Raw genomic sequence first — 26,282 nt, 5'->3', positions numbered from 1 at the left:
GTATCGTTAAACGACTGGCAGTTCCATGTGAGAACTGCCTTCCTAATTACAGACTATTTTGATAAAAATCGTCTAAATAACGTGCATTTCAGAATATTAAGAGCACAGGATTAGCATGCTAGATTCTAAATTACTTCGAACAGAGCTGGATGAAACAGCTGAAAAACTCGCGCGTCGTGGTTTTAACCTTGATGTAGAAACTTTACGTAACCTTGAAGAGAAGCGTAAATCCCTTCAAGTGAAGACAGAAGAGCTTCAAGCTCAACGTAACTCGCGATCGAAGTCGATTGGTCAGGCAAAAGCGAAAGGTGATCACGAAGAAGCCGAGCGTATTATGGCTGAAGTGGGTAACCTAGGTTCTGAGCTTGATGACGCGAAAAAAGCGTTAGCTGAGTTACAAGCGGAGCTTGATGTTATTACACAATCTGTACCAAACATCCCAGATGATTCTGTACCTGTTGGTAAAGACGAGTCTGAAAACGTAGAAATTTCTCGTTGGGGTGAACCAAAAGCTTATGACTTCGATGTGAAAGATCACGTAGATCTGGGTGAAATGGCGGGTGGTCTTGATTTTGCGAGTGCTGTAAAAATTACCGGCGCACGCTTTATCGTTATGAAAGGTCAATTTGCGCGCTTACACCGTGCAATTGCACAGTTTATGCTTGATCTTCATACCGAAGAGCACGGCTACACAGAAATGTATGTACCGTACCTAGTAAATGCAGATAGCTTATTTGGCACAGGTCAGCTTCCGAAGTTCGGTGAAGACTTGTTCCATACACAGCCTTTAACTGAAAAAGTAAATGATGAAGAACCTCGCGTTCTATCATTGATCCCAACAGCTGAAGTACCTGTAACAAACATGATGCGTGATACCATCACTGATGAAGCGGATCTTCCTGTTAAGATGACGGCACATACACCATGTTTCCGTTCTGAAGCAGGTTCTTACGGTCGTGATACTCGTGGCCTTATTCGTATGCACCAGTTCGATAAAGTTGAGCTTGTACAAATTACGAAACCTGAAGATTCAATGGCTGCACTAGAAGAGTTAACAGGTCACGCTGAGAAAGTACTACAGCTTCTAGAGCTTCCATACCGTAAAGTGGTTCTTTGTACTGGCGATATGGGCTTTGGCTCATGTAAAACCTATGATCTTGAAGTATGGGTTCCTGCTCAAGAAACGTACCGTGAAATTTCTTCTTGTTCTAACATGTGGGATTTCCAAGCTCGTCGTATGCAAGCACGTTTCCGTCGTAAAGGTGAGAAGAAGCCTGAGCTTCTACACACATTAAACGGTTCTGGTCTTGCTGTTGGTCGTACAATGGTTGCTATTTTAGAAAATAATCAGCAGGCTGACGGTCGTATCGAGATCCCTGAAGTACTTCGTAAGTACATGAACGGTATGACTCACATCGGTTAATCACTGATTTGTCGTTTGAAAACCCAGCCATCGTGCTGGGTTTTTTTATGTCTGCTTGTTGTGATCAAAATTAATGGCACATGTCGTTATGTTTGGAACTGTTATAGCAAGATCATCAGCAATATCATTGATAATAAGATCGAAGAACTGGAAAATAGTGTCTGAGATCTGAATTGAATAAAGATAAAGCTCTTCTTTAAGTTTATTTTTATCTTGGTTATGAAATTGTATTTCATGAAATTTTTGTAGGAGCTTTTCAATAGGCCAAACAGGTGGCGTCTGTTGGCTTATCATCGATATCTGCCCAAGCCTTCGTTGGATCATTTTTACATGCATTTCTAACTCGCGCGCATAGCTTTTGCTTTCTAAAGGACAGTGTTCAATCGTCCAGCGGAATCTATTTAAACTATCCAGTGAATTTAATGTAATAGGCCAAGCGGTTTGATAATGTTCGAAAGTGGTGTCTTTTTCGGCTGTAAGCAAGCTAGAACTAATAACATCATCAATCAGATACATAATGTGTCGAATAATTCTGCCATGTACGGCTTGGCTGCGCTGTAAAGAGTAGTGAGGACAATCTGTAAATAAACGCTGTATTTCTTGTCTCAATATCCGAAACATCGGTTTGTGATTGGTGTCAGCTTGATAAATTAATATTGAGAGTGTTTGCTTTAAAGCATGCCTTTTACGCTTAACAGATTCATGGATCTTATTATCCATATTGTTACTTATAATTTTTTGATGGCAATAGCGGCGGTGATAACGAATGAATTGTATCAGTTCTCTGAGCTGCATTATTTGATCAAATTGTAGTTGTAATTGGGTGTTATTTTTATTTGTTTTCCAAGTGATATATCCAATCGTTAATAGTGAAATAATGGCAGCTATGATCAACCACATAAATAGCCCTTTAATTACTCTTATTCTTTTAGTAAGCAAGCAATCGTCATGCCGTTAATATATTTTAATTAAAACAACAAGTTAAATATGGTGTAACGGTGTCTTGTGAGCTAACTTGGTTCAAGTGCACCAAAATAGTGAAATAAAAAAGGCGCCATAAAGGCGCCTTATACAATGAGAATTACCGAATTATGAGCTTTGCTTTAGAGGATGAAATTTAACTTCTTCATCTTTAACTGCAGCAGCAGGATCATTGAAGCGTTCAATATCAATCTCGTTTTCACTCTTAGCAACAATACATGTTACTACAGAGTCACCAGTAATATTGACAGCGGTACGGATCATATCAAGTAGGCGGTCAACACCCATGATGATTGCAATACCTTCAACCGGAAGACCGACTTGGTTTAGTACCATGGCCAGCATGATCAAGCCGACACCAGGAACACCCGCAGTACCAATAGAGGCTAGTGTTGCAGTTACAATAACGGCAATGTAGTCACCCATGCTTAGGTCAATGTTGAACGCTTGAGCAATAAATACTGTCGCGACACCTTGCATGATAGCCGTGCCATCCATATTAATGGTTGCACCTAGCGGTACTGTAAATGAAGCAATCTTATTATTTACGCCAAGACGTTTGGTTGCTGTTTCCATGGTAACTGGAATCGTTGCATTTGATGATGCCGTTGAGAAAGCAAACATCACCACATCTTCCATTTTCTTTAGGAAAGTAATAGGGCTTAGACCGGTAAAGATCTTTAGCATCGCACTGTATGTTACTAAACCGTGGATAAGTAGCGCTGCAACAAGGACTAAGAAGTAGTTAATTAGGTTAAAGATTGCATCTAGACCTAATCCTGTAAATAGCTTAGCCATTAGGAAGAACACACCGAATGGTGCAATGTTCATTAGCAACGCTACAAGCTTCATGATCACTTCATTAAGATCTTTGAAAACTTCAGCAATACGTTCACCTGGTTTACCCGCAGCGCTAATTGCGATACCGAATAATACGGCAAAGACAATAATTTGCAGAGTATTACCATTTGCCATAGAGCTTATTGGGTTAGTTGGGAACATACCGACAATAACGCTACCTAGCGTTGGTGCTTCTTTTGCGGCAAATGTTGTTGCTGCGCTTAAATCTGCACCAGCGCCTGGTTGGAAAACATTAGCAAGGAAAAGCGCTAGGGTAATAGCAATGGCAGTTGTTGCAAGATAGAACAAGACTGTTTTACCACCAAGGCGGCCTAATGTTGCAATATCTTTTAATGAGCTAGTACCACAAACCAGTGATACAAAGACAAGAGGTACTACAAGCATCTTTAAGCTGGCAATGAAAATTTTGCCACCTACATCAAACAAACCGTTAACGATGTATTCGTGGATAAAAGAGATATCAGCTAAAAAGGTGCGAATTAAAAATCCTGTTAGAATACCCAGTACCATACCGAGGATCACTCGGGAGGTGAGGGACATTTTTTTCTTTGTCGTTGACATTGAATTTTCCTTATAATTATTCACTCTGTCCATCTATATATCAGAGCCACAAAGAGACTATCAGCACTTCAATGTTTCAACCAAAGCAAAAATACGATCAAATATTAACTATATGGCTTGAGTCACGTTTTTTATATTTATTTAAAGTTAAATAAGGGTAATATTAACTATATTTTAACATTTGAGTGGTTTTTATATCGGGTTGGTCACGCTTTTATCTTATATATAACTCTACCTAGTGGGCGTTGTTTACTCTCATTCTGTAAGAAAATAGTACTACTTCAGAGGATTAAGCTATTTCACTAATATTTATTTTATAAAATTAAAATGTTTTATTGGCTCTTGTTTGAATTTTTATTCTAAAAATATGAGTTTATATCCGGTAGTAATGGGGCGGCGACAATAAAAAAGGGCACATACAGTGCCCTTCTATATATAGGTGAGGTGTAAATTACATTACACGCATACCTGGCTGCGCACCTTCATGTGGCTCTAGGATCCAAAGATCTTTACCACCAGGGCCCGCTGCTAGGATCATGCCTTCAGACATGCCGAATTTCATTTTGCGAGGCTTCAGGTTAGCTACCATAACAGTCATTTTGCCCACTAACTCTTCTGGTGTGTAAGCTGACTTAATACCAGAGAATACTTGGCGCATTTCACCGCCAATATCTAATTGGAATTTAAGCAGTTTGTTTGCCTTTGGTACTTCTTCACAAGATACAATCTTAGCGATACGCATATCAACTTTAGCAAAATCGTCAAATTCGATTTCAGCTTCAATTGGTTCATCAGCTAAAGGGCTTGCTGGCTTTGCAGCGGCTTCAGCAGCGGCTTTATCTGCTGCAGCTTCTTCTTTCGATGATTCAACCATTGCTGCAACGTGTGCAGGATCGATACGATTAAATAGAGCTTTAAACTTCGTTACTTCGTGAGCTGTTAGCGGCTTGGCAATTGTTTCCCAAGTTAGTGTTTCGTTTAGGAATGCTTCACTACGCTCAGTCAGTTTTGGCATGACGGGCTTCAGATAAGCCATTAGCACGCGGAATAGGTTGATACCCACAGTACAAATTTCTTGTAACTCTTGGTCTTTACCTTCTTGTTTCGCAACAACCCAAGGTGCTTTTTCATCAACATATTGGTTTGCTTTATCAGCAAGTGCTGTGATTTCACGAATTGCACGACCGTATTCACGGCTTTCGTATAACTCACCGATACGATCAGCGGCTTCAACGAATTCTGCATATAGCTCAGGTTCAACGAAATTATCAGATAACTTGCCATCGAAACGTTTAGCGATGAAGCCTGCATTACGAGATGCAAGGTTAACAATCTTGTTTACTACATCACTGTTAACACGCTGTGTGAAGTCTTCTAGATTTAAATCCAGATCATCAATACGGCTGTTTAGTTTGGCTGCGTAATAGTAGCGTAGGCATTCTGGATCTAGGTGTTTTAGATAAGTGCCGGCTTTGATGAACGTGCCTTTAGACTTAGACATTTTCGCACCGTTTACTGTTACGTAGCCGTGTACGAATACATTGTTTGGTTTACGGAACCCTGCACCATCTAGCATCGCAGGCCAGAATAGGCTGTGGAAGTAAACAATGTCTTTACCGATGAAGTGGTATAGCTCTGTTGAGCTATCTTTATTCCAGAACTCATCGAAGTTTAGATCGTCGCGCTTGTCACATAGGTTTTTAAATGAACCCATATAGCCAATTGGTGCGTCCAGCCATACATAGAAGTATTTGCCGGTCTCACCTGGAATTTCAAAGCCGAAGTAAGGAGCGTCACGAGAAATATCCCACTGTTGCAGTCCTGACTCGAACCACTCTTGCATCTTGTTCGATGTTTCTTCTTGAAGAGCACCAGATTTAGTCCATTCTTTTAACATGCTTTCAAATTGAGGCAGGTCGAAGAAGAAGTGCTCAGAATCTTTCATGACTGGTGTAGCACCAGAAACGGCTGATTTTGGATTGATTAAATCTGTTGGGCTGTATGTTTCACCACAGTTATCGCAGTTGTCACCGTATTGGTCTTCGGCTTTACACTTAGGGCATGTACCTTTTACGAAACGATCAGGGAGGAACATTTCTTTCTCAGGATCAAAAAGCTGAGAAATAGTACGGCTAGTAATAAAGCCATTGTCTTTTAGCTGGGTATATACAAAAGATGCTAACTCACGGTTTTCTGGTGAGTGTGTGCTGTGGTAGTTGCTAAAATCAATATCAAAGCCAGCAAAATCAGCTTGGTGCTCTTTGCTCACTTCGGCAATCATTTGCTCAGGTTCCATACCCATCTGCTGGGCCTTAAGCATGATTGGAGTTCCGTGTGCATCGTCGGCACAAATGAAATGAACTTCGTTGCCGCGTAGGCGCTGATAGCGAACCCAAATATCCGCTTGTACATGCTCAAGCATGTGACCTAAGTGGATAGAACCGTTAGCATACGGTAGGGCACAGGTAACCAGAATTTTTCTTGGATTGGCAGCCATAATTACTTATTTCGCTCATGATGGGTAAAAAACGTAGCTGTAAATACTACCTGATGGTTGTCGTTATTCCTAGCATCAGATACGGTTTTATCTGCTTAAAAGCTTGTGAAATCGGGCAGTTTTTATGCTTTGGTGGTAGCATTAAGTAAAACAAGTAAAATTAGCGCAGCAACAAGCTCTTAAATGACTAACTAAAGGTTAAATTGTTGCTCGTTTGATAATAATTATGTGGAGCGTTAACTTATGACTAACGATGTAACTCATCGTTTTCAGAATGTTGCTGATATATGCCAATGGCTAAATCATTTTGAGCATTCTCTTTTGAATTCAGAGTGGGCGGATATGCCCAATGTTGTCTCTATCTCTGCAGATGGTTTAATTACCATCACGATTCCTTTTGCTGCGGCTACATTGGTTAATGAGCTTGAACAGTGGATTGCCAGCGAGCAACATACTAGTGTTATTCCTTCAAATGCGACGTTTAATGTACGCGCAAAAGTGGCTACCTTGGCTGTTGAAAATAAACAACCATTACGTGGTGTGAAAAATATTATCGTAGTAAGTTCGGCGAAAGGTGGTGTGGGTAAATCAACAACGTCAGTTAATTTAGCTTTAGGTCTTCAGCAACAAGGAGCTAAAGTTGGATTACTTGATGCAGATATCTATGGCCCATCTGTTCCTATGATGTTAGGCACCATGGATCAAAAGCCACAATCGCCAGATGGCAAAATGATGCTGCCAATTGAATCATGCGGGTTATATACCAATTCAGTGGGGTATTTGGTGCCAGCAGAAAGTGCAACGATTTGGCGTGGTCCTATGGCCTCAAAAGCGTTAGCACAAATTATTAATGAGACATGGTGGCCTGATCTTGATTATCTTGTGATTGATATGCCACCGGGTACTGGTGATATTCAACTGACGTTATCTCAGCAAATTCCTGTTACAGGGGCGTTAGTGGTTACTACACCACAAGATTTAGCCCTAGCTGATGCCATTAAAGGTATTAGTATGTTCAATAAAGTGGATGTGCCAGTACTGGGTATTGTTGAGAATATGAGTTACCACGTTTGTAGTAACTGTGGTCATCAAGAGCATATTTTCGGTACTGGTGGTGCAGCAAAAATGGCACAAGAATATTCAGTGCCATTATTAGCGCAGCTACCACTTGATATTAAGGTACGTCAAGATATTGATAACGGTAAACCAACTGTGGCAGTATCTCCTAACTCTGAGCAAGCGATGGCTTATATTGAATTAGCCGCGACTGTTGCGAGTCGTTTGTACTGGCAAGGTGAAACGGCGGTAGAGCAGATTACAATTCGTACTATGTAACAAAAATATGAGACGATCTTTGTCCGTTCTCTGTTCAAACGTGCTAGATGTCTCATTTTTGTTGGCATCTGGCATAACAACGGCTTATAATCAGGCGGTTTAATTATTTATCTCGCCACGTGGTCTAACAGGTGCCTTCTGATATGTCTGAAAATTCACACCAATGCGTTATTATTGGTATTGCAGGTGCTTCTGCATCCGGTAAAAGTCTGATTGCCAGTACTGTATACAAAGAGCTAAAAGAAAAAGTAGGCGATCATCAGATCGGTGTTATTACGGAAGATTGTTATTATAACGATCAAAGCCACCTGACCATGGATGAGCGGGTCAAAACTAACTATGATCATCCGAATGCGCTTGATCATGATTTACTTTGTGATCACCTAGAGCAATTAATAAAGGGTGAAGCAGTAGAAGTACCTCAGTATAGCTATAGCGAACATACTCGCCTGAAAGAAACCACGCAAATGACACCAAAGAAGGTGATCATTTTAGAAGGTATCTTACTGCTTACAGATCCACGCCTTCGTGAGATCATGCACGCTAGCGTATTTATGGATACACCACTTGATATCTGTCTACTTCGTCGTCTACAGCGTGATGTTGCAGAGCGTGGTCGTACTATGGAATCAGTACTCGTTCAGTATCAAAAGACGGTACGCCCTATGTTCATGCAATTTATTGAACCGTCAAAACAATATGCTGATATCATCGTTCCTCGCGGTGGTAAAAACCGAATTGCTATCGACGTACTTAAAGCGCATATAGCGAAGTTGTTACGTTCTTAATTTTTTATAAGGCTGGCCTTTGCCAGCCTTATTTTTATCTTTCGGGAAACCCTGTTAAGATTTGCCTACACAGGTATTATTTTATTGATAATACGTGTGTTTTGTTATTCAGGAGAAAGCTCAAATGAGACTTTGTGACAAGGATATCAAGGCGTACCTTGATGAAGGAAAAATCAATATCGAGCCACGTCCAGCAGATGACTGTATTAGTGGTTTAACGGTTGATGTGACCCTTGGTAATAACTTCCGTATTTTTAATGATCATGGTGCACCCTTTATCGACCTTTCTGGAAAGAAAGAAGATGTAGCAACGCAACTTGATAAAGTTATGAGTGATGAAATTGTTGTTGAGGAAGGAGAAGCCTTTTTCCTTCATCCAGGACAACTCGCTTTAGCTGTAACGCATGAATCAGTGACATTACCTGCCAATATCGTAGGTTGGTTGGATGGACGATCATCATTAGCACGTTTAGGTCTAATGGTACACGTTACTGCACACCGTATCGATCCAGGTTGGTCTGGTCGTATCGTACTTGAATTTTATAATTCAGGACGCTTACCACTGGCATTGCGTCCACATATGCCAATTGGTGCGTTAAGTTTTGAAACCTTATCTGGTGAAGCTGAAAAACCGTATAATAAACGTGTTGACGCTAAATATAAATATCAGCAAGGTGCAGTAGCTAGTCGTATTAATGAAGATGATAAAGAGAGTTAATTTCAATCATCAATAATCTATATTTTAAGAGGCAATCCATAGTGATTGCCTTTTTGTTATGTGTGATATTTTATCGCCTGATGGTATTACTATGATGTTTAGGGCGAAACTATCATTATAAATCATTGTCATAACGCAGAGCTTAATAACATTAAGCTTATATTTTAATTGTTTATATTTCTTATGCAGATTCCTCATAGTGATAATGGGTGCAAGGGAAAGAGGGTAGTATGAAAAAATTACTGTATGTTTTAATCGGTATTATTATCGTCGTTGTACTTGGGATCACAGCCCTTGTCACGTTAGTCAATCCCAATCAGTTTAAAACTGTGATTGCAGAGCAAGTAAAAAAGCAAACTGGGCGTGAATTGGATATTCGCGGCGATATTAACTGGCGTTTTTTCCCAACATTAGGCTTAAGTGTGGGGGAAACAACGTTAAATAACCCTCAAGGCTTTGCTCAGCCAAACCTGATTCAATTTAAGCAAGCTGAGTTGTCTGTTTCCGTATTACCGCTTTTATCTCATGAGCTTGATATTGGTAAAGTGCGTTTAGATGGTGCGCATGTTTTTGTGCAAACATTGAAAGATGGTCGTAGTAATTTAGATGGCTTAACTGAAAAGTCATCAACTAAAGAAGTGAATGACTCTACATCATCAAAAGCTAATAAAGATGCTGTTAGTAATGTTCAGGATGAGAAGTCAACGGCATCAAAGGTAACGACACAACCGTGGAAAATATCTCTTGCTGGGGTTGAACTTATCAATGCTAGTGTTGATATTATAAATGACAAAACCGGTTCGAATATCGCGTTAAATAAGGTGAATTTCACCTTAGATAAACTGACACCAAATACATGGACGAAAGCGACATTTGATATTTCGGGCAGTGCAAATGCGCTAAAATTTGCAGCTAAAGGCAGTACCGAGTTGAATCTGTCTTCTGCATATCAATTGGCTGAATTAAAAAATCTAGATGTATCTCTGACGGCCCAAGATGGAAAAACAGAGATAAAACATGCTCAAGTAACGCTGGATCATTTTCAGTATGGTCAATGGGCAACGGTTAATTTAAATATAGATGGTCAATTACCTGAGTTGGCTTTTGTTACCAAAGGGCAGACCCAGTTTAAATTGTCGTCGGATAGAAATATTCTAACGTTAGAGAATCTTTCAATAGATAATGCATTGTCAGGAAAAGCGTTACCTCGCCCTAAGATGCAGGTAAACATAAAAACCAATGCTAGTTATGATATAACGACAAAAACAGCGACGTTATCAAAACTCAATGCAAATGCAGATGAACTAGCGTTAATGGGAGATGTATCTTTTATCAACCGTGATGTTCCTGTGATCCGTTTTAATTTATCTAGCGATAATATTAATCTTGATAACTGGCTAAACAAGCAGCACGGCCAGGTTTCATCGGAAAAGCCTGCAGTATCAGATCAAGCTGCGAATAACACATCAACCGAAGTTGCTTCGTCAACGTCACAACAAACCTCTTCACCATCGGTATCAAATACTTCCTCTGCAATACAAGAGCCGGATCTTTCAGTACTAAAAGGTATTGATGTTGACGGAACGATAATGGCGAAAAAGTTCACTATCTCACATGCACACTTGTCTGATGTGAAACTGTCGGTTGTGATTCAAAATGGGATTGCAAAGTTAAATTCGTTCACGGCAAATTTATATAAAGGCACTGTGAGTGGAACAGCACAATTGAACGTTAATACACCTTTGGCTAGCTATCAATTACATAATCAAATAAAAGGCGTTGAAATCCAGCCATTATTGGAAGATGTTGCTAATAATAAGCAGTTAGCAGGACGTGCAAATATTATCGCCAATCTTGCAGGTAAAGGCTTATCTTCACAACATTTGAAAAATAACAGTACAGGTACGATTAATGTGAATTTAACCGATGGCGCTGTTTATGGAGTGAATATATCAGAGATGATCCGTTCAGCAAAAGCCCGTCTAAAAGGTGAAAAGTTATCTGATAGTCAGAAGCAAAAGAAAACAGATTTTTCTTCTTTAACGGCATTGTTGCAATTAGGGCAAGGCCAAGCAAAGATCGACAATCTTCACCTTGTTTCACCATTACTTGATATCAATGGTCGTGGTACGACTAATTTAAATAATGAGTCATTAAACTTTTCTGTTGATACTGCTATTGTAGCAAGTGGTAAAGGGTTAGATGAATTGAAAGGGATTACTGTTCCTATTAAAATAAAAGGCACATGGCAGCAGCCTAAATACCAATTAGATTTAAAAAATCTCTTTAAGCAAAATAGCGAATTAGAGCAAAAAGCGAAGAAAGAGCTAAACCGAGGTCTTGAAAAGCTATTGGGTGATAAAGCCAAAGACGAGAAGATTAAAAATGTAGCGGATCAATTGCTTAAAGGTTTGTTTAATTAACAATATTTTTATATTGGTCACGTTATTATTGAAAAGGTTTGCTTATTAAGGCAAGCCTTTTCTATTTTATATGTATTTGATACTAAAAAGTAAATGGCGACTTTATAGTAAGACGGTGAGCAGTGATTACTGTCACTTGATAAATGAATGACGCCATGATGATGAATTATGATAGATAAACCGACGTCGACAGATGAAAAAACAACCTTGATGTCAAAAGTAATGGCGATTGTTACTTTTGTGGTCGATAAAATAAAAGCCTTGCCTCCTATTGATCACTTGATCCGTGCTGCGGATCGCTTTAATGATCGTTTGGGGAGTCAGTTTGGTGCAGCAATCACTTATTTCTCTTTTTTATCCCTTATCCCTATTTTAATGGTGTTGTTTGCAGCAGCGGGTTTTATATTGGCCTCTAATGCCTCATTACTAAATAGCATTATTGATAAAATAGTTGCAGGTGTTACTGATCCAAGCTTAGCAACGACATTAAAAAACACTGTTAATATTGCTATTAGTCAGCGTACAACTGTCGGTTTAAGTGGTTTAGCCATTGCTTTGTATTCTGGTATTAGTTGGATGGGGAATTTACGTGAAGCCATTCGAGCACAAACCCGTGATGTATGGGAACGCAAACCTGAAGATAAAGATCATTTTTTACTGCAATATGTGAAAGATTTTGTCGCACTGACAGGGTTAGTGGGCGCATTAATTTTTACTGTTGTACTAACGTCAGTGGCAGGCTCTGCACAAGCAACAATTGTTAATGCGCTAGGTTTAGAAAATATTACTTGGTTACGCCCTGCTCTTACCGCAACAGCTTTAACAATATCGATCTGTGCTAACTATCTTATGTTTTTATGGATCTTTTGGATGTTACCTAAGCGTCGTTTTAATCGTAGGGCACTGATGAAAGGAACATTACTTGCCGCGATAGGCTTTGAAGCAATTAAGTTTGCTATGACATTCATGTTACCTAAACTGGCAAGCTCACCATCAGGTGCCGCGTTTGGTTCAATTATAGGCTTAATGGCATTTTTCTATTTCTTTGCGCGTTTGACATTATTTTGTGCCGCTTGGATTGCGACAGCGAATGAACATCGTATTACGCCGATCACTGATGAAGAATAACGGCTTTATTCTGTGATGAATACAAGAAAGGATGACGCTATATCATCCTTTTTTATTACATTGTGCAATATTGAGTTGTTTTAGGAAATGACTGATTTGGCTAACTTGAAGACCAATTCTTGGTTCAATGAACTTACGGCGGATCATGGCATAGCTGACTGTTGCAGTAGCGATGGCAATAAAGGCATTGATATTGAGTATAAGTAAAACAAGGCTAACAATACCAATATATGCGATGCTATAGCCGAACACTTGGTTTTCATTATGTTGTAGATGGATGCCACAGCTCTCACAGGTAAAAGAGAGGGTATCTTGGTTGAGTGTTGGTACTGAGGTTTTATGCTGACAGCAAGGACAAGTTTTTTTCATTTTATTACCTTTAATAGACTGACAACGCCAGATATGCGAACTACATCCCTGTCTATATCAGTAGTGTCATATTACTGAAGGTAGAAGTACCGTTTGACTGCGTAATGTAATAACTTTGTCATGGTATAGTTAACTGATTAATATATTAATAATGATTATGTATTTATATTTCATGCTAGATATGAAGCTAAATACAAGGAGTGTATGTGGATTCAATAACTCAAGCTGCACTAGGGGCATCTGTTGCAGCAGGACGCCACTGTAAGCCTAAAACATTATTGATTGGTGCTGCGTTAGGGACGTTACCTGATTTAGATGTTTTTATTGATTATGGTGATCCTATTTCAGATACGGTGAAGCATCGTGGCTTTAGCCATTCACTTTTTGTGTTGTTACCGTTCTCTTTATTACTCACTACATTATGGCATCACTATCGACCTACGGTATTATCATTTGGTCGATTATGGCTCTTAGTTGCCGCATGTTTGATCACTCATCCATTACTTGATTCATTTACTACCTATGGCACGCAACTGTTTTGGCCTTTAGATAACAGCGTTGCGGTATCGAGTCTCTTTATTATCGATCCACTCTATACATTGCCTTTGCTTATCATGCTGATTGCAAGCTTGATGTGGCGAGAGAAAATGGCAAAACTCTGTAGTATTGGACTAATCGTTTCAACGATTTACTTAGCATGGTCAGTTGTTGCTTATAAGGTTATTGAGCACCGTATTGAACAAGAGTTAAAGCACACACCGTTAGCCAATCAGCCCATGTTTATCAGCCCAACCCCGTTTAATACGGTACTTTGGCGGTTTATTATTCTTGATGATGATAAATATTATGAGGGCTTTTCATCTTTGCTCGATCCAAAAGATGATGATGGTTACCCTATACAATGGGTGCAACGAGAGCGAGGCAGGTTACCGTTAAAACAGCCCTCAGAGCATGTTGCAATGCTAACTAAGTTTGCTAGTGATTTTGTTCAGTATCAAACGATTGATGATCAATTAGTGGTGACAGATCTGCGGTTAGGATTAATCGAATATTTGCCATTTCGTTTTATCGTTGCCAAGCAGTCACCGCAGCAAGGTTGGCAATTAATAGCACCGATAAAAATGGAGGAGCGAAAAGTGCAACCCAAACACCTTTCTGCATTATGGTTACGGCTATTAGGCAGCCAAGATGTGAATGCCGATCTATGCCAGATCAATGAATGCCCCAGTAACATTGTTATAAAAACGTAACTATAACGTTTCTTTCACTGTTTTCTTATGTGTTGATGTAGTAATGCTAATCGGCTTTTTTCGCTGTGCGAGTTACAGAGCGTATTCTACGTAGCAATCCATAGCGTGTGACTATCGTAGGTCTATTAGTCTCTTACGTGATGACATTCATGCTAGGTATTGGTTACGCAGTGTACTCATTATGCCAATCATTGGTGATGTTGCCTTGAAAGATGGCATTCGTCCTGAGCGACCTTGGTCGATACGTTATTACTGTCACTGCATAGCTTGCGTCGAGGTAAAGAAATCGCTGATGATCCTGAGTATCAACGTCGTTTAAACGATCCTGTTTGGCGCGATCAAATTCTTCATACGACTTCAACATCATTAAATGAAGAGTTACCTAAAACTGCAATGCATGCGGTGATACTTTTAATTTTAGTGTTAATCATGATTGTCATTGTCGCGATGGTGTCGGAAATTCGTACTATTGGTGTTGTATCAGCTTGCTGTATTGGTTATGCCATTGCACAAGTGCTTATTTAATAAGAGGTTATGATATTTTAAAGGTATCCGATGGGTCCCTTTTTTTATTAAAGATTGCCTTAAAATATTACCGCTGAATTATAGATTCCCATAAGGCATGATTAATTTGTAAATTGAATAATTAATGTTGAGCTGATAATTAAGTGTTTCAAATTGTACGATCTAATTCTTATGTTTTGTATTTAACTTTTTGTATTTAAATGTTTTTATTGTTTATTAGTTATTTTTCGATTGTTTGTTTGAATTTATTGTTCTTGATTGCTTTTTTATTATCAGCATAATGCGCGCCGTTTAACTTGGATTTACGAATTTATTCATATCGGAGATGAAAATGGCTGCTGATAATAATTACAGTTTAGGGCCTGTACCCCTTACTGCTCGAAAGGGTGTCGCTTCACTGACAATGGTCATGTTAGGTCTCACTTTTTTCTCCGCCAGTATGTGGACAGGTGGTTCACTTGGTACTGGACTTTCATTTGACGACTTCTTCCTTGCTGTTCTCATCGGCAATCTTATCCTCGGTATTTACACTTCTTTTCTTGGCTATATCGGTGCTTCCACCGGACTCTCTACTCATCTTCTTGCTCGTTTTTCTTTTGGTACTAAAGGCTCATGGCTACCGTCTGCATTGCTTGGCGGTACACAAGTTGGCTGGTTCGGTGTGGGGGTTGCAATGTTTGCGATCCCTGTTCATAAAGCCACTGGCATTGATACCAATGTATTAATTGTCGTATCCGGTATATTGATGACGGTTACTGTGTACTTTGGTATGTCGGCATTAATGATCCTATCAGCCATTGCTGTACCTGCAATTGCAGTGTTAGGTAGTTATTCTGTAGCTGGGGCTGTTGAAAGTATTGGTGGTGTTGATCAATTAAAGATGATGAAGCCTGTCGATCCTATCGATTTTCCGGTTGCACTGGCGATGGTTGTTGGCTCGTTTGTGAGTGCGGGAACGTTAACCGCAGATTTTGTTCGCTTTGGTAAGAAGCCTAAATCAGCAGTACTCGTGACCATGGTTGCTTTCTTCTTAGGTAATTCTCTGATGTTTATCTTTGGCGCAGCAGGTGCTGCAGTAACAGGGCATTCTGATATTTCTGAAGTGATGATTGCACAAGGGTTGTTGATCCCTGCCATTATCGTATTAGGTCTTAATATTTGGACGACTAATGATAATGCGCTTTATGCTTCAGGCTTAGGCTTTGCAAATATCACTGGATTGCCGAGTAAGTATTTGTCAGTCGTGAATGGTTTGATCGGCACACTTTGTGCGCTATGGCTTTATAACAATTTTGTGGGTTGGCTAACATTCCTATCCTTAGCGATTCCACCGATTGGCGGCGTGATCATTGCGGATTTCTTTATCAATCGTAAGCGCTACCAAGATTTTACTAAAGCAGAGTTTAAAACGGTTAATTGGGCTGGCATGTTAGCGATTACTGTCGGTGTTGCGGCAGGGCATTTCTTGCCAGGTATCGTACCTGTGAATGCGGTGTTAGGTGGTGCGATAAGCTACGTGCTATTAAACACAGTAATGAATAAAAAGACACATGCAGTAAAGCAAGTGGCGTAAGGGAAAATGATGACAAGTTTATTGATTAATAATGCGACGTTGCAAAATGAAGCAGGCTTAAAGCAAATTCTGATTGAGAATGGTGTTTTTACACAAATTGTAGATAACCATACCATCACAGATCACCAAGGTGAGACGCTAGATGCTGCTGGTGGCTTAGTGGTAACGCCATTTTGTGAGCCACATATTCATTTAGATACCACGCAAACAGCAGGTGAGCCGAGCTGGAATATTTCAGGCACCTTATTCGAGGGCATTGAGCGTTGGGCTGAGCGTAAGCAGTTACTTTCGATTGAAGATGTAAAAACACGTGCTAAGCAGACCTTGAAGTGGCAAATCGCTAACGGTGTTCAGCATGTACGTACTCATGTGGATGTTTCCGATCCGACGTTGATTGCATTAAAAGCGATGCTTGAAGTTCGTGAAGAAATGAAGCCTTGGGTGGATATTCAGATTGTCGCTTTCCCACAAGAAGGGATTTTGTCTTACCCCAACGGTAAAGAGCTACTTGAACAAGCAGTACAACTTGGTGCTGATGTTATCGGTGCTATTCCACACTTTGAATTTACTCGTGAATACGGTGTGGAATCGCTGCATTACGTGTTTGAATTAGCACGTAAGTATGATCGATTGATCGATGTGCATTGTGATGAAATTGATGATGAACAGTCACGTTTTGTTGAAACAGTAGCCGCACTGGCACATAAATATAATATGGGCGAGAAAGTCACAGCAAGCCATACCACTGCAATGGGATCTTATAATGGTGCTTACGCATCACGCTTGTTCCGCTTATTACGTATGTCAGGGATTAACTTTGTTGCTAACCCATTAGTGAATATTCACCTACAAGGGCGTTTTGATGATTATCCTAAACGTCGTGGTGTAACACGTGTTAAAGAGATGCTAGGGGCTGATATCAACGTATGCTTTGGTCATGATGATGTGTTTGATCCTTGGTATCCGCTAGGTACAGCCAACATGCTACAAGTGCTTCACATGGGTCTGCATGTATGCCAAGTGATGGGTTATGATCAAATCAATCAATCGTTAGATTTGATCAGCAAAAACTCAGCACGTACCTTAAACATTCAAGATAATTACGGCATTGAAGTGGGTAAGCCGGGCAGTTTATTGGTTTTACCTGCAGAGAATGGTTTTGATGCGGTGCGTCGCCAAGTGCCAGTTCAATACTCAGTGCGTCACGGTAAAGTGATCGCCCAAACTCAACCTGCAGAAACGCAAATTCATTTAGATGAAACAGAACGTGTTACCTTTAAACGCTAATTAGTTTAAAAGATAGCAATAGAGAAAAGGCACGATAGAGTGCCTTTTTGATATTTAAATCATAATATTAGCTATCTGCTTGTTTTTTGCTTGGATCCTCTGGCGTGTCATAAGGCCAGTAATGATGACCGATACGAATAAGTACTGTTGCTGCAGCTAAAACAAATGCAGCTAACGATAGCCAAATAATAACCGTGCCATCTAACTCTTTCATTCCCAGGGTGATGTAGCGAGCAATCGCCATTATTGCAATATAGATAGGATAACGAACTGGAATTTTACCATTAACAACAAATTGTTGAACCATGGCTAATATTTCCAAATAGATGAACATTAAAAGAATGTCCGTTAGTAGAATATTTCTCTCTACGATGACATGTATAAATTCATTAAACATGGCAACGACGGTAGAAAGTGTTATCCCCACCAAAAGAATGGCTTCTAAGGTATGAAATATTTTAAGAAAAGGTTTGCTAAACGCTTTTGGTAAATGGGACGGCATAATTGCTCCAAAAATAGCATTACTGGCTGATAAGCATGTGGCTATTATATGAAGCTATAGACTCTGTGATAGTAATAAATGTAAAAAATTAATTGGTTGTTGGTTATTTAGCCATTAAAAGTAAGGTTTATTACTTTTAATGGCTTATTCGCATTTACCAATCAATCCCTTTTCGCGCTTTTATTCCGCTTTCAAAGGCATGCTTAACATTACGCACTTCTGAGACAGTATCGGCAATTTCGAGTAATTGTCGGTGTGCAGCTCGTCCTGTAATGATCACCGATTGTGTTGTAGGACGCTTTTCTATAGCCTCAATTACGTCATCTAACGCAATATAATCATAGGTAATCATATAGGTCAGCTCATCGAGTAATACAACATCATAGCTATCATCAGCTAGCATTGCTTTACATTGTTGCCATGTTTCTTTTGCAGCGGCGGTATCGGCTGCTTTATTTTGGGTTTCCCATGTAAATCCAGTCGCCATGACTGCAAAGTTGACACCGTGTTGCGCTAGTAAATTACGCTCACCACAATCCCATGTGCCTTTTATAAATTGTCCGACACCACAGCGCTGACCATGACCGACGGCTCGCGCAATCATGCCAAACCCTGAAGTAGATTTTCCTTTACCATTGCCAGTGATTACCAGAACCAGTCCTTTTTCGTGTTGGGCGGCATCAATACGAGCATCGACTTGCTCTTTTAATTTTTGCTGACGCGCCTTATGGCGATCATCCTTGTTGGTTGTATCTATCATCTGAAATCCTTAAAAATGATAATGGTTCGCAAAGGTTAATAATGTCAGGTATCCGGCTATCTCTGCAAGTTGTTGTGTCGCTCCTAAACAATCACCGGTATATCCACCGAGTTGATGGTTGAACCAATAGCCACAACTTTGGCGAATCAAGATGGTTGTTATAAGACAACTTAATGCGAGAGATAGCGGTAATATTGAAAGTACTAGTATTGCTGTTGTTAGTAAGATCCCAATATCGAGTAAAGATTGCTGATTGGCTAAAGGTTTAACCTTACTATCCTGATCTGCGCGAACATAAGGGTAAGAGAAGATAATACTTGCTGCAGCGACTCGGCTTATACAATGAATAACAATGAAGGCATAAACAGGGAAGTAGAGGTTTATATCAGCCAATGAGACCAGTGCAATCCATTTTAAACCCAATGCCATGACTAGTGCAGAAGCGCCATATGTACCTAGGCGAGAATCTTTCATTATGTTGAGCTTTGATTCAACCGTCCAACCACCACCAAAGCCGTCAAATACATCAGCCAGTCCATCTTCATGGAAAGCTCCCGTGATTAACAGACCTGAAATCATTGCAATACCAATCGCAATTGTAGGGGGAAAAAGCAGAATAAATAATAGGTATATTAAGCTACATATTGCTCCCACAATAAGACCAATAACACCAAAGTAGCGATTGGCATGATTTAATCGCTCAGTACTAAATGGAGTACTGGTTGGTATAGGAATACGAGTGAAAAAGGCTAATGCGACTAAAAAGAGTTGCCATTGATATCGATAGCCACTTTCCGTTAGTGATGCTTTGCTCTGTGTTTGATGATCGGTGCTCACACAGTAACTCCTGCATCATCAAAACTCGCCATATCATTGTAAAAGGCACACGCAGCTTTAATTAAAGGCAATGCTAATACAGCACCAGTCCCTTCACCTAAACGTAAGCCTAAGTTAAGTAATGGCGAGGCATTAAGATGTTGAAGCATACGATGATGTCCGGCTTCCTCTGAATGATGACAGAAAACAAGGTAATCGATAACATTAGGGTTAATTGCAACAGCCAGCAAGGCTGCTGCTGTTACAATGAAGCCATCAACCAATACAATCATTCGGTTTTCAGCCGCTTGTAGTATACCGCCTGTGATTTGTGCAACTTCAAACCCACCAACAGCGGATAACACTTTTAACGGATCGCCTGTCGCACTATAGTGATGTTTGCAGGCAAGACGAATAAGCGCTAATTTTTTTTGATATTGGCTGTCATCAATACCTGTACCATGTCCTGTGCATGCATCAGCAGGAAGATTAAGCAGCAATGCCATAATTGCGGCAGCACTACTGGTATTGCCTATCCCCATTTCCCCAAACGCAACAAGGTTGGTACCTGATTGATGCAGCGAATCAACAACGCTCGCTCCTGCGGATATTCCTTGTTTCACGGTATCAAGCGACATTGCATTCTGAGTGGTAAAATCTTGAGTGCCTTTGCCTAATGGCTGTCTGATTAAATCTGGATGGTCATTAACATCGCCTAAAATCCCAGCGTCAACAATTTTAAGCGCCATATTATTGCTATGACAAAAACAGTTCGCTGCCGCACCGCCGGCTAAAAAATTATGGACCATTTGGGTGGTGACTTCTGCGGGCGCAATACTTATTCCATGTTGTGAAATGCCATGATCTGCCGCGAAAATAAGTAGATGAGGATTATCGATGGTCAGTCTATCGCTTTGTTGTATTAATGCGAGTTGTTCAGCAAGTGGTTCTAATTGGCCTAACGCACCAATGGGCTTCGTTTTATTATCAATGCGTTTTTTAATGTGGACAGATTGAGTTTTATCTACAGGATAAATGGTAAACACAGTGCGAATCCTTTGCCGAATGTTTGAAATATTAATCACTTAATACAGTGATTGTTTCAGAAAACCTGACATAAGGGGAGCCGGAATGAGAAAAACAAACGTAAAATATGATCTACAGGTAGAAAAAAGCCCACCTTGTCAGTGGGCTTGTTAATATCTCTTAGCCGAGTACGTCAGAAGCAACTTTATAGGTTGGATCTTCAAGAACGTTCACTTCAACCAACGTTCCTGCTTTTTTCAGCAGCTTACTGCACTCAGGGCTTAAGTGACGCAAATGAATGGTTTTATTACGATTAGCATAACGTTCTGCAATCGTATCTATCGCTTCGATAGCGGAATGATCGGCAACACGTGATTTAGCAAAATCAATGATCACTTCTTTTGGATCATTTTGAGCATCAAATAACTCAAGAAAATGTGATACTGAACCAAAGAAAAGTGGACCATTTACTTGGTAAACTTTTGCACCATTATCATCAATGTGGCTTGCGGCATAAATTTCTTTAGCGTGATTCCAAGCAAATACGAGTGCAGAGTAAATAACACCGACAAGTACAGCAACCGCGAGATCTGCAATTACCGTCACGCAAGTTACTAAGATAATGGTAAAGAAATCGTGCTTTGGCACTTTACGCATCATTTTGAAACTTGCCCATTCAAACGTCCCGATCACAACCATAAACATTACGCCAACAAGCGCAGCAAGTGGGATCATTTCAATAAATGATGAACCGAATAAGATGAACAGTAGAAGGCCAATGGCTGCTGTAATACCGGATAAACGACCACGACCACCTGAGTTAATATTGATCATGGATTGACCAATCATGGCACAACCGCCCATCGCACCGAATACTGAACAAGTAACGTTTGCAACACCTTGACCAACACACTCACGGTTACCATGACCACGTGTATTTGTCATTTCATCAATCACAGTTAGCGTTAGTAATGATTCGATTAAACCAACCGCAGCAAGGATTAATGAGTAAGGCAAAATAATTTTTAGGGTTTCGAGGTTAAAGCCAACATCCGGTAAAGCGAATGTTGGTAAAGAGCCTGCCAGTGTTGCATTTGCGTCACCACTCATGGTACGAACAAAATCGACGACAGTGCGAGAGTCTAAACCTAAGATATGAACTAATGCTGTAACAGTTAAAATGGCAACAAGTGAAGAGGGAACTGCTTTAGTTAGTTTTGGTAAAAAATGAATGATAAACATGGTTAACGCAACCAAGCCTAACATGATGTAAAGCTGTGTGCCGTGCATCCATTCTAAGCCACCATTAAGAGCCGGAACTTTGAACTGACCTAACTGAGCTAAGAAAATTACAATCGCAAGACCGTTAACAAAACCGATCATGACAGGGTGAGGCACCATTCGAATAAATTTACCAAGACGGAACACCCCCGCTAGGATCTGAAGTAAACCTGCAAGCATGACGGCAGCAAAAAGATATTGAATACCGTGCTGGGCAACAAGGCTAACCATCACAACGGCCATTGCACCTGTAGCACCAGAAATCATACCTGGGCGACCACCGAAAACGGCAGTAATTAAACCGACAATGAAGGCTGCGTATAAGCCAACCATCGGGTCAACGCCAGCAACGAATGCGAAAGCAACGGCTTCAGGAACCAGTGCAAGTGCAACGGTTAAACCTGAAAGTACGTCGTTCTTGACGGATTGATGAGTTTTTTGGGGAAAATCTAACATGTTAGTTGAGGATTCTTCTATTATTTGCTGTATTTAAAGCGCATTTTGGTTAACAGAATGCTACAGAAAGTTGTAATTAGCTTCAACTTTTGTTGGCTAATAACGGCATTTACTCCGCTTACAAGTGAAAAATTAGAGCTATATGTAATTATTAAACATAAAGTGCGCTGGTTTTGACTCATAATTAGATAATAAAAAAAGCCATGCAAGAGCATGGCTTTTTCATTGCTAAACTTAACTTTTAGTCAAAAGAGGGTTTAGTCATTGGTGCTGTAGCACTGTTTGTTGCTGTTTGGCTACCCGCTGCGCGTGTATTGGTACGCTCGCGTAATGGTGCCGCTTGAACAACAGAGCCTGAAACATGCTCTTCAGGTGCTGGCGCTTTTGTCATTGCAGAAGCAGCATGGAAACCACGAGGTGAGGTTGCCATTACCGCCGTTGCTACAGCAGGTAAATCAACAACTGGAGTTACAGGTGATTTCATTTCAACTGTCTCTTCTGTTTTGATCACCGGAGCTGCGACTTCTTCGACAATAATAGGTTGCTCGATCACTTGTTCTTCAGCAGGCTCAGACTTTATTTCTACTGTTGTTTCTTCTGCTGTAAAGCGTGGGAAGACTTTACCCATCGCCATTTCAGGAATAGCAACACCAGAAAGTGTCGTTGTTTCAACTGCAACTACTTCAGATTTAGCTTCTACTACTGGTGCATTAATGATGATGTCATTTGTTTCAACTTCATCAATCACATCTGCAGCATCGACTTTCTCTTCTGTGATGTTTTTCTCAACAGGTGCTTCAACGGCTGGTTTGATACGAGACCAAACTTTGCCCATTGCCATTTCAGGAATTGCAACCCCTGAAGTAGGACGCATTGTTTTTGGTTTCTCAACGATAGAAACAACATTGACCATCTCGCTAATACTATCAGCAGCATCAATAGCTGCCTGCTCAATAGCATTTGCTTCTTCATTGGTAACAAAGTCAGATTTCTCTACGCGTGTATCACGCATACGGCGACGGCGTTGACCACTTGCACGTAAGTGACGTGGTGAGCGGCGATTACGGCGTTGAGTGCCTTCTTGCTCTTCATTATCAGCTTGCTCGTCAGTCACACCCTGAGTTTGTTCAGGTTTGTCTTGTGCTTCTTTAGCAATGCTAGTTCCCAATGCCATTAATGGTGATGGTGTTTGCTCTACAGCAGTTTCAACAGCTTCAACTTTTTCGACAGCATCAACGGTTGCATTTTGTTGTTCAACTGATTTTTCAACATTATCTGTGATACGTACTTTTTTACGAAGTTGACGACGCTGGCGGCGTTGTTTCACTTTTACCGCTTTTTCTTCGCTATCACGTTGTGCATCAACAGGCTGTTCAGTTGTTGCTTTTGCTGTTTGCTCGTCTTGTTGTTGACGTTGCTGTTTTTGCGCTTGAATTTCTTCTTTACGAGACTGACGCTTCTGCTCTTTCACTTCATCGTTATTACGGTTTTGGCGAGGAGCTTTGGCAGCCTTATCGTTTTGCTGTTGACGGTTTTTGTCATTACGGTCATTGCGGCGACGATTTTGGCGTTGCTCGTTATTACGTTCTTGACGCTCGTCATTGTTCTCAACATCGTTGTTATCACGACTGTTGTCACGGTTATTACGACGGTTGTTATCACGACTGTTGTCACGGTTATTACGACGGTTGTCAGAACGATCGTTGCGACGATTATTGTTGCGACGATTATTTTGATTGTTGTTTTGTTCTGTTTTTGCTTCAACAGGTTTCTCTTGTTGCTGTTCAGGGCTACCAGAGAAGAATGACGCTAATACAGAGAAGAAGCGGCTCAACAGACCAGGTTTATTGGCTGATGCAGTGGCAGGCTTAGCCGTTACTTTTGGTGTCGGCTTAGTCGCAGGCGTTGCAACAGGTGCTGGTTGTTTTGGTGCAGTGAACCCTTGAAGTATTGGCTCTTCACGCTTTTTGATGACGCGCTCAGGTTGTGGTGCTTCAATGGCTTCTGCTTCTTTTAACGCTTCTAACGTTTTCGGAATATGGTAAGAAAGGGTGTCTTGCTCTTCACCTTCACGAATACGCAGAACTTCAAAGTGCGGCGTTTCCATATCAGAGTTAGGAACGATAACAACACGTACACCATGATACTTTTCAATGTGTTGAACTGATCGACGCTTCTCGTTTAAAAGGTACGAGGCAACAGGTACAGGTACAATAGCAAGTACTTGTGAGCTGTTATCTTTAAGCGCTTCTTCTTCAATCAGTCGTAAGATTGATAGTGATAGTGATTCATTGTCACGTACAACACCAGTACCTGAACAACGAGGACAAACATGGTGGCTTGCTTCTGCAAGAGAAGGGCTTAAACGTTGACGAGACATTTCAAGTAGACCAAAACGTGAGATTCGACCGATTTGAACTCGTGCGCGATCCATACGAACAGCTTCACGTAAACGGTTTTCAACTTCACGTTGGTGGCGAACAGGTGTCATATCAATAAAATCGATAACAACCAGACCACCTAAGTCACGTAGACGTAATTGACGCGCAATTTCATCAGCAGCTTCTAAGTTTGTCTGTAATGCTGTTTCTTCAATATCGCCGCCCTTCGTTGCGCGAGCAGAGTTGATATCGATAGACGTTAATGCTTCTGTTGGATCAATAACAACAGAGCCACCTGAAGGTAAACGAACTTCGCGCTGGAACGCAGAGTCAATTTGGCTTTCAATTTGGTAGTGGCTAAATAGTGGAACTTCCCCCTCGTAACGCTTCACGCGAGACAAGAAATCAGGACGAATTAATTTAATATGATCACGTGCGCGGTCAAAAATTTTCGGGCTATCGATAAGAATTTCACCGATGTCACGACGTAAATAATCGCGGATTGCACGAACAATCACATTACTTTCTTGGTGAATAAGAAACGGAGCTGATTGTGAATCGGCTGCTTCTTTTACTGCATTCCAGTGGTTTAGTAGAACGTTTAAATCCCACTCAAGCTCTTCACCTGATTTACCCACACCAGCTGTACGTACAATCAGACCCATACCTTGGGGTAAGTCTAATGTGCTTAATGCAGCTTTAAGTTGGGTACGCTCTTCACCTTCGATACGGCGAGAAATACCGCCAGCACGAGGGTTGTTAGGCATTAAAACAAGATAACTGCCAGCTAGAGAGATAAAAGTAGTAAGGGCTGCGCCTTTGTTTCCGCGTTCTTCTTTATCAACTTGAACGATAACTTCTTGGCCTTCTTTTAGGACTTCCTTGATATTAGGACGACCTTGGTAAGAATAATTGGCAGGGAAGTAATCTTTCGCAACTTCTTTAAGAGGAAGGAAACCATGACGCTCAGCACCATAATCAACGAACGCTGCTTCCAGACTTGGTTCGATGCGTGTGATGCGGCCTTTGTAGATATTTGCTTTTTTAGATTCGTGACCAGGGCTTTCGATATCAAGATCAAATAGCTTTTGGCCATCAACTAATGCGACGCGCAACTCTTCCTTCTGAGTTGCGTTAATCAACATTCTTTTCATTATATTGTACTCATTTATTGTCGTTGTATTAGTACGCTAGTTACATCTGTTTTTTGATGGCGCCGGACTCCAAGTCTGATGTACGGTTGCAACCTCACGGTTGGAATGCAGGAGTGCTTTCTGGCCACACTTATCAGCCAACTGTATGTGAGATGGTTAGATCTAAAAAATACAGCTGGTATCACCA

19 protein-coding genes and 1 pseudogene are annotated in these 26,282 nt (G+C 40.6%); 10 read left to right on the top strand and 10 right to left on the bottom strand.

Features of this window, described 5'->3' with window-relative positions; genetic code table 11:
• Positions 1-115 precede the first annotated feature (115 nt).
• Positions 116-1,423 carry a serine--tRNA ligase gene (serS, locus tag C9J45_RS03700; protein WP_107206177.1) on the top strand — a complete coding sequence of 436 codons (1,308 nt, stop codon included), beginning with the start codon at positions 116-118 and terminating at the stop codon, positions 1,421-1,423.
• A 45-nt stretch (positions 1,424-1,468) separates the two neighbouring features.
• Here serS and C9J45_RS03695 read toward each other — a convergent pair whose 3' ends face one another.
• The 3 genes from C9J45_RS03695 to metG all read right to left on the bottom strand — a co-directional run bounded on the left by C9J45_RS03695 (position 1,469) and on the right by metG (position 6,323).
• Entirely contained in the window at positions 1,469-2,362 is an 894-nt protein-coding gene (locus tag C9J45_RS03695) for a hypothetical protein (RefSeq protein WP_233217624.1), read from the bottom strand.
• A 150-nt stretch (positions 2,363-2,512) separates the two neighbouring features.
• Positions 2,513-3,826 (bottom strand): dicarboxylate/amino acid:cation symporter, encoded by a 1,314-nt coding sequence (locus C9J45_RS03690; RefSeq protein ID WP_107292152.1) that lies wholly within the window; start codon positions 3,824-3,826, stop codon positions 2,513-2,515.
• A gap of 451 nt (positions 3,827-4,277) precedes the next feature.
• Positions 4,278-6,323 (bottom strand): methionine--tRNA ligase, encoded by a 2,046-nt coding sequence (metG, locus tag C9J45_RS03685; protein ID WP_107245905.1) that lies wholly within the window; start codon positions 6,321-6,323, stop codon positions 4,278-4,280.
• A 243-nt stretch (positions 6,324-6,566) separates the two neighbouring features.
• Between metG and apbC the strand changes: the two genes are divergently transcribed.
• From apbC to yhjD, 5 genes are all read left to right on the top strand, one after another.
• Positions 6,567-7,658 carry an iron-sulfur cluster carrier protein ApbC gene (apbC, locus tag C9J45_RS03680; RefSeq protein ID WP_107292151.1) on the top strand — a complete coding sequence of 364 codons (1,092 nt, stop codon included), beginning with the start codon at positions 6,567-6,569 and terminating at the stop codon, positions 7,656-7,658.
• Between the two features lie 143 nt (positions 7,659-7,801).
• On the top strand, positions 7,802-8,446 hold the full coding sequence (udk, locus tag C9J45_RS03675; RefSeq protein ID WP_107206182.1) for a uridine kinase: 645 nt from the start codon (positions 7,802-7,804) through the stop codon (positions 8,444-8,446).
• A 124-nt stretch (positions 8,447-8,570) separates the two neighbouring features.
• The gene (dcd, locus tag C9J45_RS03670; protein WP_107206183.1) at positions 8,571-9,164 is read left to right on the top strand and encodes a dCTP deaminase; all 594 of its coding nucleotides are present in this window, start codon (positions 8,571-8,573) and stop codon (positions 9,162-9,164) included.
• A 230-nt stretch (positions 9,165-9,394) separates the two neighbouring features.
• Positions 9,395-11,587 (top strand): AsmA family protein, encoded by a 2,193-nt coding sequence (locus tag C9J45_RS03665; RefSeq protein ID WP_107292150.1) that lies wholly within the window; start codon positions 9,395-9,397, stop codon positions 11,585-11,587.
• 168 nt (positions 11,588-11,755) lie between these two features.
• The gene (gene yhjD / locus C9J45_RS03660) at positions 11,756-12,715 is read left to right on the top strand and encodes an inner membrane protein YhjD (RefSeq protein ID WP_107206185.1); all 960 of its coding nucleotides are present in this window, start codon (positions 11,756-11,758) and stop codon (positions 12,713-12,715) included.
• Positions 12,716-12,757: 42 nt separating this feature from the next.
• Here the strand turns inward: yhjD and C9J45_RS03655 are convergent, their stop codons facing one another.
• Positions 12,758-13,084, bottom strand: coding sequence for a hypothetical protein (locus C9J45_RS03655; protein WP_107206186.1), 327 nt, complete (start codon positions 13,082-13,084; stop codon positions 12,758-12,760).
• 206 nt (positions 13,085-13,290) lie between these two features.
• On the opposite strand from C9J45_RS03655, the gene C9J45_RS03650 reads away from it, so the two are divergent.
• From C9J45_RS03650 to C9J45_RS03635, 4 genes and pseudogenes are all read left to right on the top strand, one after another.
• Positions 13,291-14,334 carry a metal-dependent hydrolase gene (locus C9J45_RS03650; protein ID WP_107292149.1) on the top strand — a complete coding sequence of 348 codons (1,044 nt, stop codon included), beginning with the start codon at positions 13,291-13,293 and terminating at the stop codon, positions 14,332-14,334.
• A gap of 59 nt (positions 14,335-14,393) precedes the next feature.
• Positions 14,394-14,805: pseudogene (locus C9J45_RS03645) on the top strand (anaerobic C4-dicarboxylate transporter family protein); the annotation flags it as partial.
• 385 nt (positions 14,806-15,190) lie between these two features.
• Entirely contained in the window at positions 15,191-16,432 is a 1,242-nt protein-coding gene (gene codB, locus C9J45_RS03640; RefSeq protein WP_107206188.1) for a cytosine permease, read from the top strand.
• A 9-nt stretch (positions 16,433-16,441) separates the two neighbouring features.
• Complete coding sequence (locus tag C9J45_RS03635; RefSeq protein ID WP_107206189.1) at positions 16,442-17,719, top strand: cytosine deaminase; 1,278 nt, start codon at positions 16,442-16,444, stop codon at positions 17,717-17,719.
• A 67-nt stretch (positions 17,720-17,786) separates the two neighbouring features.
• On the opposite strand, the gene C9J45_RS03630 is transcribed toward C9J45_RS03635, so the two are convergent.
• The 6 genes from C9J45_RS03630 to rne form a co-directional block, all read right to left on the bottom strand.
• A complete protein-coding gene (locus C9J45_RS03630) occupies positions 17,787-18,221 on the bottom strand; it encodes a phosphate-starvation-inducible protein PsiE (RefSeq protein ID WP_107206190.1) in 435 nt (144 codons plus the stop codon).
• A gap of 154 nt (positions 18,222-18,375) precedes the next feature.
• Positions 18,376-18,981 carry a cob(I)yrinic acid a,c-diamide adenosyltransferase gene (cobO, locus tag C9J45_RS03625; RefSeq protein ID WP_107206191.1) on the bottom strand — a complete coding sequence of 202 codons (606 nt, stop codon included), beginning with the start codon at positions 18,979-18,981 and terminating at the stop codon, positions 18,376-18,378.
• 9 nt (positions 18,982-18,990) lie between these two features.
• Positions 18,991-19,818, bottom strand: coding sequence for an adenosylcobinamide-GDP ribazoletransferase (locus tag C9J45_RS03620; RefSeq protein WP_107245916.1), 828 nt, complete (start codon positions 19,816-19,818; stop codon positions 18,991-18,993).
• Positions 19,815-20,843 (bottom strand): nicotinate-nucleotide--dimethylbenzimidazole phosphoribosyltransferase, encoded by a 1,029-nt coding sequence (gene cobT, locus C9J45_RS03615; protein ID WP_107206193.1) that lies wholly within the window; start codon positions 20,841-20,843, stop codon positions 19,815-19,817. The genes C9J45_RS03620 and cobT overlap by 4 nt, the downstream gene beginning before the upstream one ends.
• Before the next feature lie 160 nt (positions 20,844-21,003).
• A complete protein-coding gene (locus C9J45_RS03610) occupies positions 21,004-22,560 on the bottom strand; it encodes a SulP family inorganic anion transporter (RefSeq protein WP_107292148.1) in 1,557 nt (518 codons plus the stop codon).
• A 241-nt stretch (positions 22,561-22,801) separates the two neighbouring features.
• Positions 22,802-26,095 (bottom strand): ribonuclease E, encoded by a 3,294-nt coding sequence (gene rne, locus C9J45_RS03605; RefSeq protein WP_107245919.1) that lies wholly within the window; start codon positions 26,093-26,095, stop codon positions 22,802-22,804.
• Positions 26,096-26,282: the final 187 nt, after the last annotated feature.

It is taken from the genome of Photobacterium sp. GB-1 (assembly GCF_003026165.1).
GTDB lineage: Bacteria > Pseudomonadota > Gammaproteobacteria > Enterobacterales > Vibrionaceae > Photobacterium.
The sequence above is the reverse complement of the archived record's forward strand: the minus strand, read 5'-3'. Positions and strand labels throughout refer to the sequence as shown.

What these genes read in the sequence shown, in the direction of transcription:
- serS (WP_107206177.1), top strand. Translation starts at nt 116, where the DNA reads ATGCTAGATTCTAAATTACTTCGAACAGAGCTGGATGAAACAGCTGAA.
- C9J45_RS03690 (WP_107292152.1), bottom strand. Translation starts at nt 3,826, where the DNA reads ATGTCAACGACAAAGAAAAAAATGTCCCTCACCTCCCGAGTGATCCTC.
- metG (WP_107245905.1), bottom strand. Translation starts at nt 6,323, where the DNA reads ATGGCTGCCAATCCAAGAAAAATTCTGGTTACCTGTGCCCTACCGTAT.
- apbC (WP_107292151.1), top strand. Translation starts at nt 6,567, where the DNA reads ATGACTAACGATGTAACTCATCGTTTTCAGAATGTTGCTGATATATGC.
- udk (WP_107206182.1), top strand. Translation starts at nt 7,802, where the DNA reads ATGTCTGAAAATTCACACCAATGCGTTATTATTGGTATTGCAGGTGCT.
- dcd (WP_107206183.1), top strand. Translation starts at nt 8,571, where the DNA reads ATGAGACTTTGTGACAAGGATATCAAGGCGTACCTTGATGAAGGAAAA.
- C9J45_RS03665 (WP_107292150.1), top strand. Translation starts at nt 9,395, where the DNA reads ATGAAAAAATTACTGTATGTTTTAATCGGTATTATTATCGTCGTTGTA.
- yhjD (WP_107206185.1), top strand. Translation starts at nt 11,756, where the DNA reads ATGATAGATAAACCGACGTCGACAGATGAAAAAACAACCTTGATGTCA.
- C9J45_RS03655 (WP_107206186.1), bottom strand. Translation starts at nt 13,084, where the DNA reads ATGAAAAAAACTTGTCCTTGCTGTCAGCATAAAACCTCAGTACCAACA.
- codB (WP_107206188.1), top strand. Translation starts at nt 15,191, where the DNA reads ATGGCTGCTGATAATAATTACAGTTTAGGGCCTGTACCCCTTACTGCT.
- C9J45_RS03635 (WP_107206189.1), top strand. Translation starts at nt 16,442, where the DNA reads ATGACAAGTTTATTGATTAATAATGCGACGTTGCAAAATGAAGCAGGC.
- C9J45_RS03630 (WP_107206190.1), bottom strand. Translation starts at nt 18,221, where the DNA reads ATGCCGTCCCATTTACCAAAAGCGTTTAGCAAACCTTTTCTTAAAATA.
- cobO (WP_107206191.1), bottom strand. Translation starts at nt 18,981, where the DNA reads ATGATAGATACAACCAACAAGGATGATCGCCATAAGGCGCGTCAGCAA.
- C9J45_RS03610 (WP_107292148.1), bottom strand. Translation starts at nt 22,560, where the DNA reads ATGTTAGATTTTCCCCAAAAAACTCATCAATCCGTCAAGAACGACGTA.
- rne (WP_107245919.1), bottom strand. Translation starts at nt 26,095, where the DNA reads ATGAAAAGAATGTTGATTAACGCAACTCAGAAGGAAGAGTTGCGCGTC.